General features: G+C 48.5%; 13 protein-coding genes. 8 read left to right on the top strand and 5 right to left on the bottom strand.

Features of this window, described 5'->3' with window-relative positions; all coding sequences use genetic code 11:
- Nucleotides 1–31: 31 nt before the first annotated feature.
- Nucleotides 32–1600: a tetratricopeptide repeat-containing sulfotransferase family protein gene (locus tag QNM19_RS20845; RefSeq protein ID WP_049865000.1), complete on the top strand. Its 1569-nt coding sequence runs from the start codon at nucleotides 32–34 to the stop codon at nucleotides 1598–1600.
- 157 nt (nucleotides 1601–1757) lie between these two features.
- Here the strand turns inward: QNM19_RS20845 and QNM19_RS20850 are convergent, their stop codons facing one another.
- From QNM19_RS20850 to dapA, 4 genes are all read right to left on the bottom strand, one after another.
- Complete coding sequence (locus QNM19_RS20850) at nucleotides 1758–2426, bottom strand: GntR family transcriptional regulator (protein ID WP_049864999.1); 669 nt, start codon at nucleotides 2424–2426, stop codon at nucleotides 1758–1760.
- Between the two features lie 186 nt (nucleotides 2427–2612).
- Nucleotides 2613–4106 carry an aldehyde dehydrogenase (NADP(+)) gene (locus QNM19_RS20855; protein WP_049864998.1) on the bottom strand — a complete coding sequence of 498 codons (1494 nt, stop codon included), beginning with the start codon at nucleotides 4104–4106 and terminating at the stop codon, nucleotides 2613–2615.
- A gap of 55 nt (nucleotides 4107–4161) precedes the next feature.
- Complete coding sequence (locus tag QNM19_RS20860; protein WP_049864997.1) at nucleotides 4162–5163, bottom strand: 4-hydroxyproline epimerase; 1002 nt, start codon at nucleotides 5161–5163, stop codon at nucleotides 4162–4164.
- A gap of 4 nt (nucleotides 5164–5167) precedes the next feature.
- A complete protein-coding gene (dapA, locus tag QNM19_RS20865; RefSeq protein ID WP_049864996.1) occupies nucleotides 5168–6082 on the bottom strand; it encodes a 4-hydroxy-tetrahydrodipicolinate synthase in 915 nt (304 codons plus the stop codon).
- Nucleotides 6083–6285: 203 nt separating this feature from the next.
- On the opposite strand from dapA, the gene QNM19_RS20870 reads away from it, so the two are divergent.
- The 3 genes from QNM19_RS20870 (at nucleotide 6286) to QNM19_RS20880 (ending at nucleotide 9345) form a co-directional block, all read left to right on the top strand.
- Nucleotides 6286–7551, top strand: a complete 1266-nt coding sequence (locus QNM19_RS20870; protein ID WP_284027165.1) for an NAD(P)/FAD-dependent oxidoreductase — start codon at nucleotides 6286–6288, stop codon at nucleotides 7549–7551.
- A gap of 22 nt (nucleotides 7552–7573) precedes the next feature.
- The gene (locus QNM19_RS20875) at nucleotides 7574–8788 is read left to right on the top strand and encodes a M24 family metallopeptidase (RefSeq protein WP_284027166.1); all 1215 of its coding nucleotides are present in this window, start codon (nucleotides 7574–7576) and stop codon (nucleotides 8786–8788) included.
- Nucleotides 8789–9141: 353 nt separating this feature from the next.
- Nucleotides 9142–9345 carry a hypothetical protein gene (locus tag QNM19_RS20880; RefSeq protein WP_010385530.1) on the top strand — a complete coding sequence of 68 codons (204 nt, stop codon included), beginning with the start codon at nucleotides 9142–9144 and terminating at the stop codon, nucleotides 9343–9345.
- A 59-nt stretch (nucleotides 9346–9404) separates the two neighbouring features.
- On the opposite strand, the gene QNM19_RS20885 is transcribed toward QNM19_RS20880, so the two are convergent.
- On the bottom strand, nucleotides 9405–10646 hold the full coding sequence (locus QNM19_RS20885; protein ID WP_049864995.1) for a hypothetical protein: 1242 nt from the start codon (nucleotides 10644–10646) through the stop codon (nucleotides 9405–9407).
- A gap of 446 nt (nucleotides 10647–11092) precedes the next feature.
- Between QNM19_RS20885 and QNM19_RS20890 the strand changes: the two genes are divergently transcribed.
- From QNM19_RS20890 to QNM19_RS20905, 4 genes are all read left to right on the top strand, one after another.
- Nucleotides 11093–12229: a PQQ-dependent sugar dehydrogenase gene (locus tag QNM19_RS20890; protein WP_049864994.1), complete on the top strand. Its 1137-nt coding sequence runs from the start codon at nucleotides 11093–11095 to the stop codon at nucleotides 12227–12229.
- A 333-nt stretch (nucleotides 12230–12562) separates the two neighbouring features.
- Nucleotides 12563–14758, top strand: coding sequence for a TerD family protein (locus QNM19_RS20895; RefSeq protein ID WP_284027167.1), 2196 nt, complete (start codon nucleotides 12563–12565; stop codon nucleotides 14756–14758).
- Nucleotides 14759–15044: 286 nt separating this feature from the next.
- On the top strand, nucleotides 15045–16250 hold the full coding sequence (locus QNM19_RS20900) for an N-acyl amino acid synthase FeeM domain-containing protein (RefSeq protein ID WP_284027168.1): 1206 nt from the start codon (nucleotides 15045–15047) through the stop codon (nucleotides 16248–16250).
- Nucleotides 16250–17137, top strand: coding sequence for a class I SAM-dependent methyltransferase (locus QNM19_RS20905; RefSeq protein WP_049866173.1), 888 nt, complete (start codon nucleotides 16250–16252; stop codon nucleotides 17135–17137). The genes QNM19_RS20900 and QNM19_RS20905 overlap by 1 nt, the downstream gene beginning before the upstream one ends.
- Nucleotides 17138–17541 lie beyond the last annotated feature (404 nt).

The following is a 17541-nucleotide window of genomic DNA, read 5'->3' on the forward strand; positions in this document are numbered from 1 at the left end:
GCCTTTATGTAATTTGAAGTGACAACCCACAATGACGTCTATCCAGCAATTACACAGAAGCGCCATTAGCGCACTCAATCAGGGCCAGCTAGAAACCGCCCATCAATACCTGGTCAAACTGCTCAATGCATCACCAGACTATGCCGACGGCTACTTTCTGCTCGGTGTGATCAACCTTCAGGTTGGGCAGTTAAAAAAAGCAATCAAATTGCTCGAAAAGGCGCTGGGACTGCATAGCAGCGATGAGTATCGAGCTCAACTGACTAAGTGTTATGCCCTGCAGGGTGAGCTGACACTGGCCAGACAAACCGCTGAGCAGACAAGTCCCGCTGCGTTGACTCGAGCGCTTGATGCAGACACGTTTGGGGTGGCACTGAGCCATGTTGGCCTGCACGATGACGCCCTGGCATTTTTCCGCCAGGCACTCAAACTCACTCAGAGCAACGCGCAGTATTATTATAACTTTGGGGTCAGTGCTAAATTTGTCGGCCTATTTGGTGATGCTGAGCAAGCCTTTGAACAGGCACTGGCATTAGATAAAGATCATCACAGAGCGCACTTTGCTTTGTCTGATCTGAAAAAAGCCAGCGCAGAGCACAACCACCTGACACGCTTACAAAGCGCCTTTGAGCGGGCAAACACACCCGAATCTCAGCTCCATCTGGGCCATGCTTTGGCAAAAGAATATCAGGATCTGGGTGAGTTTGATTCAGCGTACCATGCACTCAAACAGGGTAAAGCGGCCTTACACAGTGCACGCCCCTTTGATCATCCAAGCAACGACGTCTTGTTCGAGCGCATTCAGGCACTCAGTACCACCAGCACAGTCGACCCAAAGGCTGGCCACAGCAGCCGCGAGCCCATATTTGTGCTCGGGATGCCGCGCTCTGGCACCACGCTGGTCGAAAGGATCTTATCCAGTCACAGCGATGTGATGTCGGCCGGGGAACTACAGGATTTTGGGATCAGCGTAAAACGTCTGGCTCAGACCACCAGCCAGACCGTACTCGACCCGCTCACACTCGAGCAGGCTTATCAGTGCGACCCACACCAACTCGGGCTGACCTATCTGAATGCAACCCGGGTGGTTACCGGCAGCCATGCACATTTTGTTGATAAGCTGCCATTTAACTTTTTCTATGTTGATCTGATCCGCCGGGCGTTACCCAATGCCAAAATCATCTGCCTGATGCGTGACCCGATGGATACCTGCATTGGTAACTTCCGCCAGTTGTTTACCATCAACAACCCCTACTACGCATATTCACTGGATCTGATGGATACCGCACGCTTTTACAGCCGCTTTTATGATCTGATGCAGCACTGGAAACAGCTTCACGGTGAGCAGTTTTATATGATGCAGTACGAATCTCTGGTTGATAATCCGCAGCAGGAAATCGCAAAACTACTGGATTATTGTGATTTGCCCTGGCAGGACAGCTGTATGCACTTTCACCTTAACGATGCGCCTGTGTCAACGGCCAGTAAAGTACAGGTGCGTGAGCCGCTTAACCGCCGTGCTATCGGGCGCTGGAAACGCTTTGCGCCACACACAGATGCTGCACAGCAGTATTTGCGAGAGCACGGTGTATCGACATAGGTAGCCAGTCATTGCCAAAGCAAGTTCAAAGACCAAGTTTATTGAGAGCCAGTCAGAAGACTGGCAACTAATTCAGACACTACACAGCGGAGAAAAAAACGGGTCCGGTGTGCATAGCGAAATAACGCGTTAGTTATAACGCATTAATAAATACGGCTTATTGTGCTTCTTGCTCAAGGCGCAGGAGCAAAGCTTTAATGTCGTCTTTTGCGCCTATGATGTGCTTTTTGAGAAATTCGCAGGCACCGGCTTTGTCTTTTTCGTGACACAGCTTAAGTAAAGTGCGGTGCTCTTCTGGTGCCGTTTTCAGGCCACCGGCAAGCAATATATGCATACGAACGTAACGTTCTGAGTTCTTACTGTAAACGTCGACCAGTTCTCTTGTCTGAGGGCGCTCAGCACGACTGTACAACTTACTGTGGAATTCGGCGTTCAGTTTTCCGGTTGCCAGCTGAGTATCACCCGCATCGGTCGCGTCTTCGAGATCGGCCAAAATGGCTTCGGCTTCCAGTAAGTCGCGTTTGGTCAGATTATCAATCGAATGGCTCAGCAGCTCAGCTTCCAGTATGGCGCGTAAATCAAAGATCTCATCAATCTGTTCGGCACTCAACCGGGTGACTGTGGCCCCTTTGTGAGCCTCAAAATTCACCAAGCCTTCTGCTTCGAGCTGCAATAACGCTTCTCTGACCGGGATACGGCTAACGTTCAATTCATCGGCCAGCGCAGCCTGACGCAGTGGTTCACCGGCTTTTATTTCGCCACACAGAATTTTTTCTCGGATCGCTTCCGCAACCAATTGGGTTCGAGTTTTATGTACAATCGCCATAGGGTTAGTTAATTATTATCATTGGGATACATTATACGTGCATTGCCATAAATTGCACGCTGTGAGAGAGAAGGTTCACAGTCTATGAAATCATATCATGATCAAATAGGCGGTTGCACAGGCTAAGGAACAAGCCTGTGCAACCGCACTCCACGGGGTTACAGAAGTTCTATCTTCTGAGGTTGCCTAACTCTGTACACATAACGGGCGTAAGAATCGCGTCATGGCCTGTGTCCCGACCGACGTCGAGCGCACATCTGTCGACGATGGATAAGGTCCGCCATGATTCATCGAACAACACACTTCCACACCGGTTGGCATCTGGCCGAAGATGAGGCGGCCCACTTTGTAGCTCAACTCATCCAGTAGTGTTTCCTGAACCGCCATCTCCGCTTTGGTGGCGTGCACGCTGGCAGTCAGCTGGCCTTCTAATTGTTCCACCACTCGCAGCAACTGTGCTTCATCTCGATAGCGTACAATCAGGGCACTGGGGCCAAAGACTTCTTCATGCAGACTGGCATCTTGAATGAAGTCCTCTGCCTCACAGGCAAATAGATGTGCATTGGCATGAAACGCCTGGCTCTGCTCACCACTTGCCAGCAAATCAACATGGGCATTATGCTTCAGCGCAACCATCGCCTTGTTAAAGCTGTCCAGAATGCGGGGCGTCAGCAAAGTATCTGAGGGTGCGGCATTGATTGCGCTCATCGCACTTGATTCAAACTCAGTCTGCCCGTGAGGTATCAACCACAGGCCCGGGCTGGTGCAAAACTGACCGTTGCCCATCAACAGTGATTGCGCCAGAGACTTTGCAAGCACATTGCCCTGCTCGTCAGCATAGTCGGGCAGGATGATCTGCGGGTTTACACTGCCCAGTTCACCGTACAAGGGGATCACTTCTTCGCGCTGGTGAATGGTTTCAAACAATGCTTTTGCCACATTCAAAGACCCCGTGAAACCCACCGCTTTCACGTCCGCAGCCCCTACCAGCTGGTGAGACAACGCATAATCCGTGCCCTGGATCATCGAAAACACCCCATCTGGCATCTGACAGTCGCGGATCGCCTGCTCGATAGCCCGAGTCATCAACTCACTGGTACCCGGATGTGCAGTGTGGCTTTTCACAATAACAGGGCAGCCTGCAGCCAGCGCAGCTGCGGTATCACCACCTAAGGTAGAAAAAGCATAAGGGAAGTTAGATGCACCAAATACGGCCACCACACCAACAGGCAAGTAGCGTAGCTCTGTCGCTGGCTTAGGCACAGGCGCTCGATCCGGATCAGCGGCATCCTGACGTGTCAGTGCCAATGGCGCAAGATCCGCTTCCAGTACAGCTGCAAAAGCATTCAACTGATTTACCGTACGCATTCGCTCACCTTCCAAACGCGCTCTTGGCAGGCCGGTTTCCAGCATGGTGGTTTCAATCAGGCCATCACCCAGCGCCAGGATTTCTTCCCCAATCTTGCGTAAAAAAGCCGCGCGCTGCGAATAAGGCACGCGCCGGTAAGTCTTAAATGCACGTTGCGCGGCCAAAATACCGGCATCCAGGTCGCCAGAATCTGCATTGAAAAATGGCTGATGATGTCTCTCATTGGTTTGCGGGCAAAACGCAAAAAATTGCCCATTGTCTGCGTTACCGCGCCATTGCCCGGCAATAAAACTCTGTCCTGTCAAAGTCATGGCTGTCTCCTTAAGACAAATAGAATGATGAGGCAACCTGGTCGCCTCACCTTAGTTAAAGCACCTGAAACCCAAACGCGTACGGGTCGTCGTCATCCACAGTGATACAGTTATGGCCTGTAATACGAGCCCAACCCTGTATGCTGGGTAATATGGCACTGTGACCCGCTATTTCTGTTGTACCTTCAATCCGGCCAATAAATTGGCTGCCGATGTAGCTTTCATGGACGAAATCCTCGCCACTTTGCAATTCACCTTTCGCAAACAGCTGCGCCATCCGCGCGCTGGTACCGGTTCCACAGGGTGAGCGGTCTATTGCTTTGTCACCATAGAACACCGCATTGGCAGCGCTGGAGCCGGGTTGTTTTGGGTCGCCGGTCCAAAGCACGTGAGAGGCGCCACATACAGTCGGATCTAAAGGGTGTACACAAGCAATCTGTGCATTCACTGCATCGCGTACTTTAGGGCTCATTGCCAGTAACTCGGCTGCGCTCGTCGCATGTGTGCCTTTAAAATTCCCCTGGGGTTCAACGATAATGTAAAAGTTACCCCCATAGGCAATATCGACCTGCAGCTCCCCAATACCGGGGACTGAGATCACCTCATTCCGATGTGCCAAAAATGCGGGAACATTAAACAGCTTGACCCACTCCACCCGGCCATCGCGCATTGAATAATAAGCATCAACACGACCCGCAGGCGTATCGAGCCGCAACCGTCCCGGCTCTTTTGGTGTCACCAGGCCTTGCTGTAGCGCAAAAGTCACTGTGCCTATGGTGCCGTGCCCACACATGGGCAGGCAGCCAGATGTTTCAATGAACAAAATAGCTACGTCACCATCTTCTGTGGTAGGTGGATACAGGAATGACCCGGACATCATGTCGTGACCACGCGGCTCAAACATCAGCGCACGGCGCACCCAGTCAAACTCAGCCAGAAAGTGCTGACGTTTGTCGCTCATAGTTGCGCCTTCAAGCTGCGGATGCCCACTGGTGACCAGTCTTACCGGGTTGCCACAGGTGTGCCCGTCAATGCAAAAGAATGTTCCCTTATTCATAGGCTTAATCCAGATTAAACTGACTTAAATCAATCCGGTTTGTGAGCGCTTCATCATACAAACGGCGCACATAAGCTTTCTCTTCCTCGGTCAGTGGCAAGCGCGGTGAACGTGTTACTTCGCTGCCGCGACCCGCCAGTTGTTCAGCATACTTGATGCACTGAACCAGAGTCGGGATAGTATCCAGGCGTAACAAAGGCAGGAACCAACGCCACAACTCGCGAGCTTCTTCGTAACGACCTTGCTGAGCCAGCTTGTAAATAGCGACAGATTCGCGTGGGAATACATTTGTCAGACCTGAGATCCAGCCTGTTGCACCCAGCATTAAGCTTTCAAGCGCGATGTCATCCACGCCACCGAACACCACGTAACGGTCACCAAAGGCTGAAAATAGTTCACTGATCCGGCGCGTATCTTCAGTCGCTTCCTTCACTGAAACAATGTTGGCTTCCTCTGCCAGCACTTTCATGCCTTCGATAGACACATCCACGCCATAGGTCACCGGATTGTTATAAATCATGACAGGCAGGTTTGTGTTACGAGCTACCTGCTGATAGTGATGAATGGCCTCGCGCTCTGTTGAACGGTAGACCATCCCGGGCAGTACCATATAACCATCGACCCCGATTTCCTCTGCGTCACGCACAAACTCAACGGCCAGTGCAGTCGTGGTTTCAGCCACACCAGAAATAACTGGTACTCGTCCTGCAACGACTTCCTTTGCTGCACGCAATACATCACGTTTTTCTTCTGCACGTAGTGAGCAGTTTTCACCGACTGTTCCCAGCACGATGATGCCATGTACACCCTCTTCAATCAGGGTGTTGATCATGGTTTTGGTGGTTTCAAAGTTAATGCTTTCGTCGTCATTAAACTGGGTCGTTACTGCGGGATAAACACCCTGCCAATCTACTTTCATGATAAGTCCTCTACTTAGTTTGTGCTTGCCATCATAGGTATATTGTATACAATAATCAATATCCAAATTTAAGAAAATGATCAGAATGTCAAAAATCGGGGCATTAAAATTAGTAAACCAATGAAATTTATGGGGTTAATTTTTTCATGTGCTTCACGGGGACTTCTGGTAGGTAAAATGCAATCTGACAAACGAGAATAAAAATGACACATTCACTTCAAATTGCAGTTGTGGGAGCCGGAGTCGTAGGCCTGTGTAATGCATTGCAACTTGCCCGTCAGGGACACAAGGTCACACTTTACGACCCGGCTGGTATTGGCGAGCAGTGTTCGCGGGGTAATGCCGGCCATTTCGCAACAGAGCAAGTATTTCCACTGGCAGACAAAGCCCTGCTGCCCCGCTTACCCATGATGCTGCTGGATAAGCTCAGCCCATTACGGATTGACCATAAATACCTGCTTACCGCATTTCCCTGGTTTAGCCGCTTTTGCCTTAATATGTTACCGGGCCGGTTTAAACGCCACACCCGGGCACTGCGCGCACTGAATGAAGCCGCCCTGCCAGCATTTAAGCAGCTCCTGCAAGAAGACTTCGAAAACAACATCAGCATGCGTGGCAGCTTGCTGACCTTTGAGCATGATAAGATTGAGCAGATCCGTGCTCTACAGCAGAAATATCAGCAACAAGGCGTTGCCGTTGAGCTATTGAACCGCACTCAACTTTTTGCCCTTGAACCCGGCCTGGATCAACGTGTTCAGTACGCACTCTTTTTTACTCAAGTCGGCCACACACCGGACCCTTACCAGCTGAGCCAGACCCTGTTCCAACAGTTTACCGCGTTAGGTGGCACCTTTGTTAAAGCCAAAGTTGATAAGATAGCGCTACTTAATGCAGATACAAAACAGCCTCAGCGTGCAAAGATAAAGGTAACCACGCAATCACATGGCTGCCATACCTTTGAACGGCTTGTAGTGGCAACCGGGGCATGGAGTAAAACGCTATGTACACAGTTGGGCTACAAGCTCCCTATCGAAGCAGAACGCGGCTATCACAATATGCTACCCATCACCAGCAATCTCAGCCGCCCGGTTGCCTCGGCAGACAGACAATTTATTATGACCCCCATGCAAGGGGGCCTGCGCCTTGCGGGCACGGTGGAGTTTGCCGGGCTGGACACCCAACCCAACTATGAGCGTGCGGATATGTTACTGACGCATGCCCGGGCTTTGCTTGAAGGCAGCGACACTTTAGTACAAGGCGAACATTGGATGGGTCCCAGACCCTCACTCCCTGACTCCTTACCTGTTATAGGGCAGGCGCCAGATCACCCAAATATCTTTTTTGCACTGGGACATCAGCACCTGGGCCTTACTCAGGCCGCAATCACCAGTGAGCTCATCGCACAATGCATTGCAAACCAACCCACAACGCTGGATATTGGCCCGTACAGTATTGCGCGTTTTCAATAACGAATAACAAACAGGAATCACTATGAAAGGCATAGGTTACCAAAATCGTGAAGCGGCACTGGCTGCACTGACAGACATGACCCGGGACGTAGTTGCAATTAAACCAGAAGAATATCAGCAGCGTATCGCAACAGCGCAAGCCTATATGCGCGAGCATCAGATTGCCGCAGTCTATCTTAATGCAGGCACCAACCTGAAGTACTTTACTGGCTTGCAGTGGTACCCAAGCGAGCGTATGGTCGGGGCAGTTTTACCGGCGCAAGGCGACGTCCAGTTCATTGTGCCCTTTTTCGAAGTTGGCTCAATCAAAGACTATCAGGTCATTGAAGGTCCCATGCATACCTGGCAGGAGGAGCAGTCGCCTTACAGTTTGCTTGTCAAAGTACTGAACGACTTACACATCGCACCCGATGCCACGCTAGGTATTGATGAAAGCGCGGCCTTTTTTATCGCCGATGGTATACGCCAGGCAGGGCCTGCACTTAACCTGATCAATGCTAAATGTGTCACTGCGCATTGTCGTATGCATAAATCCGCTAATGAACTGGCCCTGATCCAGCGGGCCATGGACATGACGCTGACCGTGCACAAAGCGGCCGCCTCGATACTCCATGAAGGGATCACCACAACAGAAGTAGAAACCTTTATTAACGAAGCGCACCGTAAAGTAGGTGCAACGGGTAACTATTTTTGTATTGTGCTATTTGGCACAGCGACCTCTTTTCCTCATGGTGTGAAAGATCCACAAACACTAAAACAGGGTGATGTAGTTTTAATAGATACCGGCTGTAAGCTCCATGGCTATCTGAGTGACATTACCCGGACCTATGTATTCGGTGAACCAACAGCGCATCAACGCACTATGTGGCAACACGAAAAAAATGCCCAACTCGCCGCATTCGAGGCCGCACAAATTGGCACTCCGTGTGGTGATGTCGATTTCGCTGCCCGCAGCTATCTGGCCGAACAAGGCCTGGGGCCTGACTATCAGTTACCTGGCTGTCCACACCGCACCGGACACGGTATTGGACTGGACATTCATGAATGGCCGTATCTGGTAAAAGACAATCCGCAGCCGCTGGCGGCCGGTATGTGCTTTTCCAATGAACCTATGCTGGTCCTTCCGGGTGAATTTGGCATCCGACTGGAAGATCATTTTTACATGACCTCAAACGGACCAAAATGGTTTACCCAACCTGCACAGTCAATCGACGATCCATTTGGGTTAGACAACTAACCAACCTGAGGCGCCGTGCTCCAAACGGCGCCGCGATAAACCAACCCACTTCAATCGACACACGCTTCTGCACTCAACACAGGTTTACATCAAATGCATTGTTCTATTACACAATAAGAACAATATACGATGGGAAGTGATTTTCCCAATCACTTAGTAAGTCGACCAGTCTTCCTTGAATTACTGACTCAAAAAACACTACCCCACTGTATTTATTAGATATATTTTTATTTAGTAAAAATGTTTGACCAATTAATTTGTATGCGATTAAATACAGTGGGCGGCGCACCTAATCAACCCAAAAAAAGACGCTGTCCGAGACTATTAAATACCCATATCAACAAGGAATAATCATGAAATTAAAGGTTAAAAAGACCCAATTAAAACGTTTATCGGATAAGCACGCTGGATTGGCAAAGGATGCTACACCTCAGGTAGCTGGCGGTCAGGAAGCTGCATCTATTTCTGCAGGCATATTATGTGTGATTACGTCGATGGTAGACTGCTCTCAGCAGTGCTCAAAACTGGCTTGTTCTGGGGATTACTGCAAGCTGTAATTCACGCTGCTCAACGCAACCTCTGAGCATTCAGCTCAGAGGTTGCGTGATGGCCGGAATTAGAAGTAATAGCCTACGTTGATGTTAAAACGGCGCTCAAAGTCATCACTATCACCGACAAGCGTGCCACCAATAAAGGGCTGATTTTGAGCATGTACCAGATCAATATAGGCAAATATTGGACCCGCAGCGACAGATACACCGGTAATATTCATCCAGGTGTTAGCACTGTCATCGGACTTATCGTGCATCAAACCAAAATCATTATACAGAGTCAGATCTTCGATGGGTCCCAATGCCACCGATAAATCGTACGACACGCCCAAAGTGGTTGAGGAAGCTTTTGCCGCTATGGTGTCATACATGGCATTTGCCGCCACAACCAGTTGTGTTGACGCATCAACCTGATAATCATACTCAGTATGTTGAATGTGGAAATACCATTGCTCATACCGGTTGGACGCATGCACTGCCCAGGCCTGATAGTCGCCAGCGCGGGAAATTCCATTATCCAGACCACCATGCAGCGCAGACACGCCAATCTGGGTTTGCCCTAGCTCATGCTCAAACTGATATGCATAGCGTCCTGCCAGCGTATTGTACTCAGCTAGTTTTTGACCGGGCGCATCATAGACCCCTTCACCTGCACCGCGCAGGCCAACGAGATCTACAGAGTAGCGGTCCTGACGATCTTCTGCCGACCCGTCAATCCCTCCATGGTCATCATTTTTAAAAAACGCCAAATCAAGCTGCCAGTTGTCCTGCATAGCGCGTTTAAACACCAGACCTAAGTCATAGTCCTCTTCCAGACCCACAAAGTAATTTGGTGTCATAAAATAGCTGCGCGACGCAACCGGTGTATTGCCAAACGGGACCGGCGCTAAGCCCAACTGAGCGTGCCACTGTGGCGTGATGTCATAGTCCAGATAAGCGAACTTAACAACGCGCATATAGTCATGAAAGCGCACTTCCGCATTGATCCCAACCTCAGCAACTTCTCCGGATAAATTGATACGAACCAAATCAAAATCTATGTCACCACCGCGACGTTCACTGTCCTGATCATAAGAGTTCATACCATAGTTAAAACGGATTGCTCCGCCGACCTGAACACCTTTTTCAGGTTCTTCTGTGTGTATATCGGCACTGTCAGAGTGTGCCTCAAGCTGAGCCACTTTTTGTTCCAGGCTGGCCAGTTCACGCTTGAGTGTATCCAGTTCAGTGGTATTGGCGAAAACAGGTGAAGCGCCAAACAGTAAGGCGTTCGAAAGCAAAGCTGTATGTCGAAAACTAAATGACATAGGTACACATTCCGGGGAAAGCTAAAAAATTCGCGCAAGCCTATATGACAACGCTGACACGTTCAAATTAAAGAAATTCGCAACAATGTAAGGCATGTTAAAGACTTCGGAATTGGCGTTTCTGTTTGTAAAACTTGTAGTGAAAATGCAGTCAGGCTGTTTTTATCCAAACCCAAACAAAGTTACCGAGATAAAGCAAATTGCGATAACTATCATAAAGTTAAAGGCAACCCAGTTGTAACCAACACCGACAAAGTTAAAGAAACGTTAGGAATGATAGAGTCATGAGCCATTCTGGCTGCATTTCACTCAACTGACTTAAGTGAGCAAAAATTCGTCCACACGCAACCCCAGAAGGATACCTGTCACTTACCGCACCTGCCGACATTTTTTACCAAAACACGCTAACCTGTGAGTATCTTTCTGTGGACTTAAGTTGAACAAGCATGAAGAAAACACTAAACAAAATTGCGTTAAGCTTATTATTTATCTCTGCTCAAGGCGTTCAGGCTGTGGAGCCGCAGACCATCGAACTGGCAAAGAGCGCGGACAGCTATCAGCTGGAGCTGGTAGCCAGAGGCATTCAGATCCCCTGGGGAATGGTTTGGCTAAATGACAAGGAATTGCTGGTCACGGACAGGTCGGGTCAGCTCCGCCTGATCAAAGAAGGGAAACTAATCGACAAGCCTATTGAAGGCGTACCTGAGGTACATGCAGAGCGCCAGGGTGGCCTGCTGGATATCGAGATCGATCCTAACTTCGATAAAAATGGCTGGATCTACTTTTCTTATTCGGGCTTTGAAGGCAAAGAAAAAGGCAGTAACACTTCTATCATGCGTGCCCGACTGAAAGACATGAAGCTGATCGATAAACAATTAATTTTTGATGGCTACCCAAATACCGAACGTGCGTTCCATTTTGGTTCTCGTATTGAATTCGATAAAGACGGCTATCTGTATTTCTCAATCGGCGACCGGGGCAACCGGGATGTACATCCCCAACGCTTAGATCATGATGCTGGCAAAATACACCGTATCAATGCTGATGGCAGCATCCCGGAATCTAACCCGTTTGCAAAACAAAAAGATGCACGGAAAAGTGTCTACTCGTATGGCCACAGAAATCCGCAGGGAATGGCTATGCACCCCGAAACTGGCGAGATCTGGACACATGAACATGGCCCGCGCGGCGGTGATGAAATTAACATTATCAAGCCAGGACGCAACTACGGCTGGCCCGTCATTACTTATGGGATCAACTACAACGGCACCAAGATCACCGATGAGACCTCCCGTACCGGCATGCAACAACCGGACTGGGTTTGGGTACCTTCAATCGCCCCCTCAGGAATGGCGTTCGTTACCAGTGATAAATATCCACACTGGCAAGGTCACTTAGTTGTTGGCGCGATGAAGTTTGCTCACCTGGTATTAGTTGAGCTCGATGGCAACAAGGTGGTTGGCCATAGCAAACTCTTCGAAGGTGCCGGACGCGTTCGCAGCATCGCCACGCATCCGAACGGTGATCTCTACCTGGGCATAGACGGCAGCGGGATCTATAAAGTGGTGCCCAAAACCAAATAGCCAGCAATACCCTATTCCCGGCCCCGAGCCGGGAGTTATTTGACCTAGAGAACACCAACCAGCAACGGGATTTACCTGCCTAAACCCAACCCTTTGTAAACCATTCGAGTAAAAAATGTAGGCCCTTGGTGGCTGTCATTAAGCGTTTAAATTCAGCGGACCAACAGCAATGAACACAAGTTCATTGAGCATAGAGTAGTAATGTACAGGGGATGTATGAGGCGTCGAAAGTTGAGGAAAGCGGTGTACCTAGATATCATAATGTATTAGAAGGAAGGTACACCATAGCCTCGGTTCTAGTCTAACACAAAATAAAGTTATGAAGAGAGTTTAATGTCACAAATGTTGGAAGATGATTTCTGGGCAAAAATTCTGCACACGCACTTGACCAGGGAAGATGCTTCAAAAGATAATCCCGATTCAAACCCGTATCTCCCCTTTCCTGCCCAGGAAATAGCCATACGCAAGAAGCTCTCAATTGTACTTCCTGCTTTGGCATCGAGCCGGAAAGAAAGCAAAATGCAACTTCAACTTGAAGCCATCGAACTGGGGTTTATTTTTGAGGACGAGGCACTCAATGCACTTATCTGTAATCCCCAGCAAAGCGCATCGATATTTCAGACTCTTCAGACATTGGTGGGGGCAGACAAGGTATGGGAGCCACTATATCCCAATTTCCCAAAGCAAGTTTATGATGCACACCAGGTCGAACTCTTCTTTAATGCAATGGGGCACTATTTTAGCCAGGGTGCCTGGCAACCAGATTATACAAAAGAACTCAGATTGCCATTGTCAGAGGCTGTCAAGTTAAAGCCCATTGGACTGATTTCGAGTAACGAGTATATTCGTATTTTCAGCGATATACTTTCCAGCAACGCGTCACTTCCCGAGTTTGACCGGGAAATTATTCGTCACTTTGTCAGCCAGTTTGATGAACAAATGCTGGAAAAACATATACCAGATGACATTCCATTTAAGGAGACGCGCTGCCAGCTAATCGCTGAAGGCAGACTGGCCAATATGCCGTCTATTTCAGAGCTTCCTCTTACCACTGCAACAGATATCCTGCGCGTTGCAACGCACTTGTCTAAAGGTGATATATCCCTGGCCTCAAATACGAAGTTCAAGTTGAGCAAAGCAGATCGCCGTTGGCTTGTAGAAAAGCTAGAGCCAGTTATCAACATAGATGACATCATTCGCCAAAAGGGAAAATGGAAACGATTGTTTCATTGTTTACACATTGGAACATTCGAAGAGGCACCTGTTAGCAGAGAAATCGCAGCCAAACTCAGAAATGGCAAGCTTCAGGGATACAATGGCAGTATTGAACAAGCACTGACAGATCGGTCGCTGACGCCTCTTTTGGACCTGCTTGCTAAAAAACCCGGAGAGTTTGCCAGGCGGGTCGACCACCTACTTCGTGTGTTCTCTGAAGATGAAGCAAAAGTCATACTGGATAGATTTTCAGGCGTAATTTCAGATGTCGATACTCGGGTTCTGGTACAAATGTTGGGGCACTTTAACCATCGTAGCGCCTGCGATAACGCAAAAAGCGGCGCTGATCAGAACACTGTAACAATGACTCGGGTCGCGATACCAAAAGGCCAAATAGCCAAAGCAATGGTGCTTAACGGTGACTTACCACGGATTGCCGCGTCGATACTGCAAAGATTAGTTGAGATGATAACCAATGCACTTATGGCACGCTTTTCGCGATTGCCCGGCCTCGGAAAAGTCTGGATAGCTCCAGCACTAGCAAAAGCACCGGTACCACTGCAAATGCGAACCGCTGCTGAAGGGTTGAAGGTTGTTCAACGTGGAACCCGGTTACCGATGGGCGATAAAAATGTACTGCGATTTTTTGTCCATTGGATTGGAGACGACATCGACTTATCAGCGTGTTTTTTAACGGAGTCCCTGACTTTTCACTCAGAAATTGCCTATTACGCACTTCGCAGCGACGGGTCTTGTAACAACTACAGGGCTGTCCACAGTGGCGACATAACCCATGCGCCAGAGCCGCATGGCGCGTGCGAATTTATTGATATAGAGCTCGACTCTATCACAGACAGCAGTATTCGTTATATCTCGCTGGATGTTAGGGTTTACTCAGGTGGCCCACTACCTTCACAACAAGCCAATGCAGGGTGGATGTTTCGAGAGCAGCAAGGCCAGGCCGGTGAAATATTTGATGCAACGACTGTAGAGCAAAGAATCTCTATTAGTGCGACAAGTCATTCATGCATGGTTGCGGTATTCGATATTAAAGAACGAGAGGTTATTTGGCTTGATCTGGCCGGTTCTTCTAACCAGCTTGAGTCTTGTAATAATGTCCACAACAATCGCGCCAATATTGAAACGCTGCTCAAAGCATCTTTAAACTTCCACCAGATATCTGTTTATGACCTTTTAAAACTACACGTATTAAGCCGGGGGGAACTCGCGGCGTCGGAACAAGAAGCCGAGCTAATATTAGATGAAAACTTGGTATATCAGAGCAATGTAATTAATTCGGAATATCTCTGCTAGCTTGCTTTCTATGGGGCGTAATCCATTGCCCCTCAGCGAGCATTATGCTGTTTATTCTTCAAATAAGATCTTCAATTCCAATTTGTCAGGTAGTGCTGAATATTAAAGTGCGTGATGAAAATGCGCACTTATCAGCGGTGTCCACAAGAGAAAATGTACCCGCCGGTCATTGCGAACAGGTCACTAAACTCCCGCCTCCCCACGACTATTTCATTAATCGTTTTATAATTTTAATAAATAAAGGTTACAATACAGTTTTGCAATAAACAATATAAAGTCTTGTTCAATGTCTATCAGAGTCAAAGTTGCTACTACGCCGGTTGAGCTTAATCATGTATACCAACTCAGGTATCGGGTTTACGTGGAAGAATACGCCTATATGCAGGCAAATCCGCAACAAATTATTATGGATATGTTTGATGGTATGCCTGATAGCTATAATATTATCGCCTATGATGGCGAAACACCGGTTGGCACAATACGTGTGGTTATCGATGGTGCGCTAAGACTGCCAGCGGACCAGATGTACGATTTCAACCAATACCGCATGCAACTTATTGAACAAGCCCAATCACAGGACTTACCCCTCCCCTTGCTGGCAAACTCGGGGATGTTTGCGATTGATGCCAGATGGCGAAATCGTCGCGATTTATTTCGAGCGCTTTTTAAACTGAGTTGTGATATCGGCGAAGTAAGAGGCGTCACTGATATAATCACGACCGCGAACATAGAAACGCTGGCCCTATACAAACGCATGGGCCTGAAAGCCCTGGGCGCACAAGTCCGACATGAACATATTTCCGTTTCTATGGTACCCATGCACTGCACCATGCAGCAGATCACTCAATGGGCATTTGGTGGCCCAAGAGCACACTCAAAACTGACAGAGTTATTCTCACAATGCTATGAGTATTTGCTGGTCAGCGCTGGAACAGCGATTTTTAACACTGAAGATGAAAATGCGAATGAAGCTTACCTTATCAGCAGTGGCGCCATCAGCATCACCATGGACACAACGACCGAACAACAGGACTTTGACCTTGCGACCCTAACGGCCGGAGAGTTATTCGGTGAATCATGTCTGTTTGATGAACAGGCACGCACTGTCAACGCTACAGCCATCGTTAACACCGATCTATTGGTACTAAAGAAAAAAGACTTCTGGCACCAGGTCAATCAAGATCAGAGCTATATGAAAGTAGTCCTCCAAGTGATGGAACAAAAACTTCGAGATGTTGGCCGCAGAGCCCTCATTTATGCACATGCCTCGCGCGAGGAAAGATTAGCGTTTTTTCTGGAGCAACTGGCAAAAACCGCACAACCTATGCTGCGAAAGCCGCATCAACGTGTTGTCAGAATGGGCGGACATGCGTTTTCTGTAATATCAGGGATTAAGCGTGATGAAAGCCAGGCCTTTTTGGAGCGCCAGGCACAAGCTGGCTGTATCGGCCTAACAGAAAACAGCATTGTTTTTTATAGTGAGGCCAGATAATGAAAGACAATGAAGCCAGTTCTACCGCTTTTACCGTGGCTCAGGGCCTGTTATTTGCCGCTAAAAACTCTCCACACGGAAACTTAGTCGACGAGAACGTGATTTCCGTATCACGTCAGATACTGCTAGGCAGCCAGCATGGCCGCCACAGACTCAAACAACTCGATAGTTGGTGGTTTTGCAAACTTTCAAAATTAAAGGAGCGCCTGTTGCTGCCGGGTATATCCCTGCACTATGTTCTGCGCAAGCGGCATATTGAGCAACTAACGCTGAATGCTATCTCAAATGGCGTCACTCAAGTTGTGGTGTTAGGCGCAGGGTTTGACTCGTTATGTTGGCGTCTTCAACAAGTCCACCCTGGGGTTAACTTTATTGAAATTGATCACCCTTCCACCCAAGCCCTCAAGGTCAAGGCATTCGAACAGGGAACTGCTCAGGATCAGAATATCCATTTTTTAGCTGTGGATTTTGCTCAACAAAAGTTAAATACCGCACTCGCTGAATTTAGCGCATTTTACCGAGAACGTTTAACGCTGTTTATCTGCGAGGGTGTTTTAATGTATTTAAGCGAACAGGACGTCAATTTGCTTTTTGATTCGATCCGAGTTTTAGCGGGTCGTGACACTCAATTTATTTTTTCCACCCTGGAACCCCAGGAGAGCCCCAAAAACACGATACCTAAATTACTGTATCACCATTTGGACAAGCTGGGAGAGCCAATAGTGTGGGACATAGACAGCAGCCAAATGCCAAACTATTTAGAGTCACGTGGCTGTACGCTCCACTCGGTTGCAGGCAGCCCGGAGTTAGTCGCACAGCAACTCACTGGCGGACTGAAACAAAAAATGCATCAGGGTGAATACTTAGTTCATTGTACCTTCCAGTGAGCACAGGCTTTCTAGCATGATGAACCTAGATATGATTGTCAGGGTGACGAGAAACCGAAACACCGCTTCGCAGCTATCGTGCAAAGTCGTGCTTTAGCGCGGCCTTTGCGCAAGGTGAAATGAGTAATTGTAGAGAACGCAGACCTATTCACAGCGCAAAAGGAGCCCTCCACAGGGAAGTGTCCCCAAAGACTGCCAGATACTCTAGCTTCATGGATGAGTAGACAACACCGCTCTGTCTACAACTTCATCGACGCTTTTTTAAATTCAAAACGCAAAAAAACCCGACTCTTTCGAATCGAGCTTTGATGTACAAGGAGGTACGAATGTCGATGATATTCATGGGTGAATTGCGACCGAAGCACCGCTTCGCAGCTATCGTGCAAAGTCGTGCTTTAGCGCGG

The organism is Pseudoalteromonas ardens (genome assembly GCF_030125445.1).
Taxonomy (GTDB): Bacteria; Pseudomonadota; Gammaproteobacteria; order Enterobacterales; family Alteromonadaceae; genus Pseudoalteromonas; species Pseudoalteromonas ardens.

Coding starts and splice junctions, on each gene's coding strand:
- QNM19_RS20845 (WP_049865000.1), top strand. CDS start 32: ATGACGTCTATCCAGCAATTACACAGAAGCGCCATTAGCGCACTCAAT.
- QNM19_RS20850 (WP_049864999.1), bottom strand. CDS start 2,426: ATGGCGATTGTACATAAAACTCGAACCCAATTGGTTGCGGAAGCGATC.
- QNM19_RS20855 (WP_049864998.1), bottom strand. CDS start 4,106: ATGACTTTGACAGGACAGAGTTTTATTGCCGGGCAATGGCGCGGTAAC.
- QNM19_RS20860 (WP_049864997.1), bottom strand. CDS start 5,163: ATGAATAAGGGAACATTCTTTTGCATTGACGGGCACACCTGTGGCAAC.
- dapA (WP_049864996.1), bottom strand. CDS start 6,082: ATGAAAGTAGATTGGCAGGGTGTTTATCCCGCAGTAACGACCCAGTTT.
- QNM19_RS20870 (WP_284027165.1), top strand. CDS start 6,286: ATGACACATTCACTTCAAATTGCAGTTGTGGGAGCCGGAGTCGTAGGC.
- QNM19_RS20875 (WP_284027166.1), top strand. CDS start 7,574: ATGAAAGGCATAGGTTACCAAAATCGTGAAGCGGCACTGGCTGCACTG.
- QNM19_RS20880 (WP_010385530.1), top strand. CDS start 9,142: ATGAAATTAAAGGTTAAAAAGACCCAATTAAAACGTTTATCGGATAAG.
- QNM19_RS20885 (WP_049864995.1), bottom strand. CDS start 10,646: ATGTCATTTAGTTTTCGACATACAGCTTTGCTTTCGAACGCCTTACTG.
- QNM19_RS20890 (WP_049864994.1), top strand. CDS start 11,093: ATGAAGAAAACACTAAACAAAATTGCGTTAAGCTTATTATTTATCTCT.
- QNM19_RS20895 (WP_284027167.1), top strand. CDS start 12,563: ATGTCACAAATGTTGGAAGATGATTTCTGGGCAAAAATTCTGCACACG.
- QNM19_RS20900 (WP_284027168.1), top strand. CDS start 15,045: ATGTCTATCAGAGTCAAAGTTGCTACTACGCCGGTTGAGCTTAATCAT.
- QNM19_RS20905 (WP_049866173.1), top strand. CDS start 16,250: ATGAAAGACAATGAAGCCAGTTCTACCGCTTTTACCGTGGCTCAGGGC.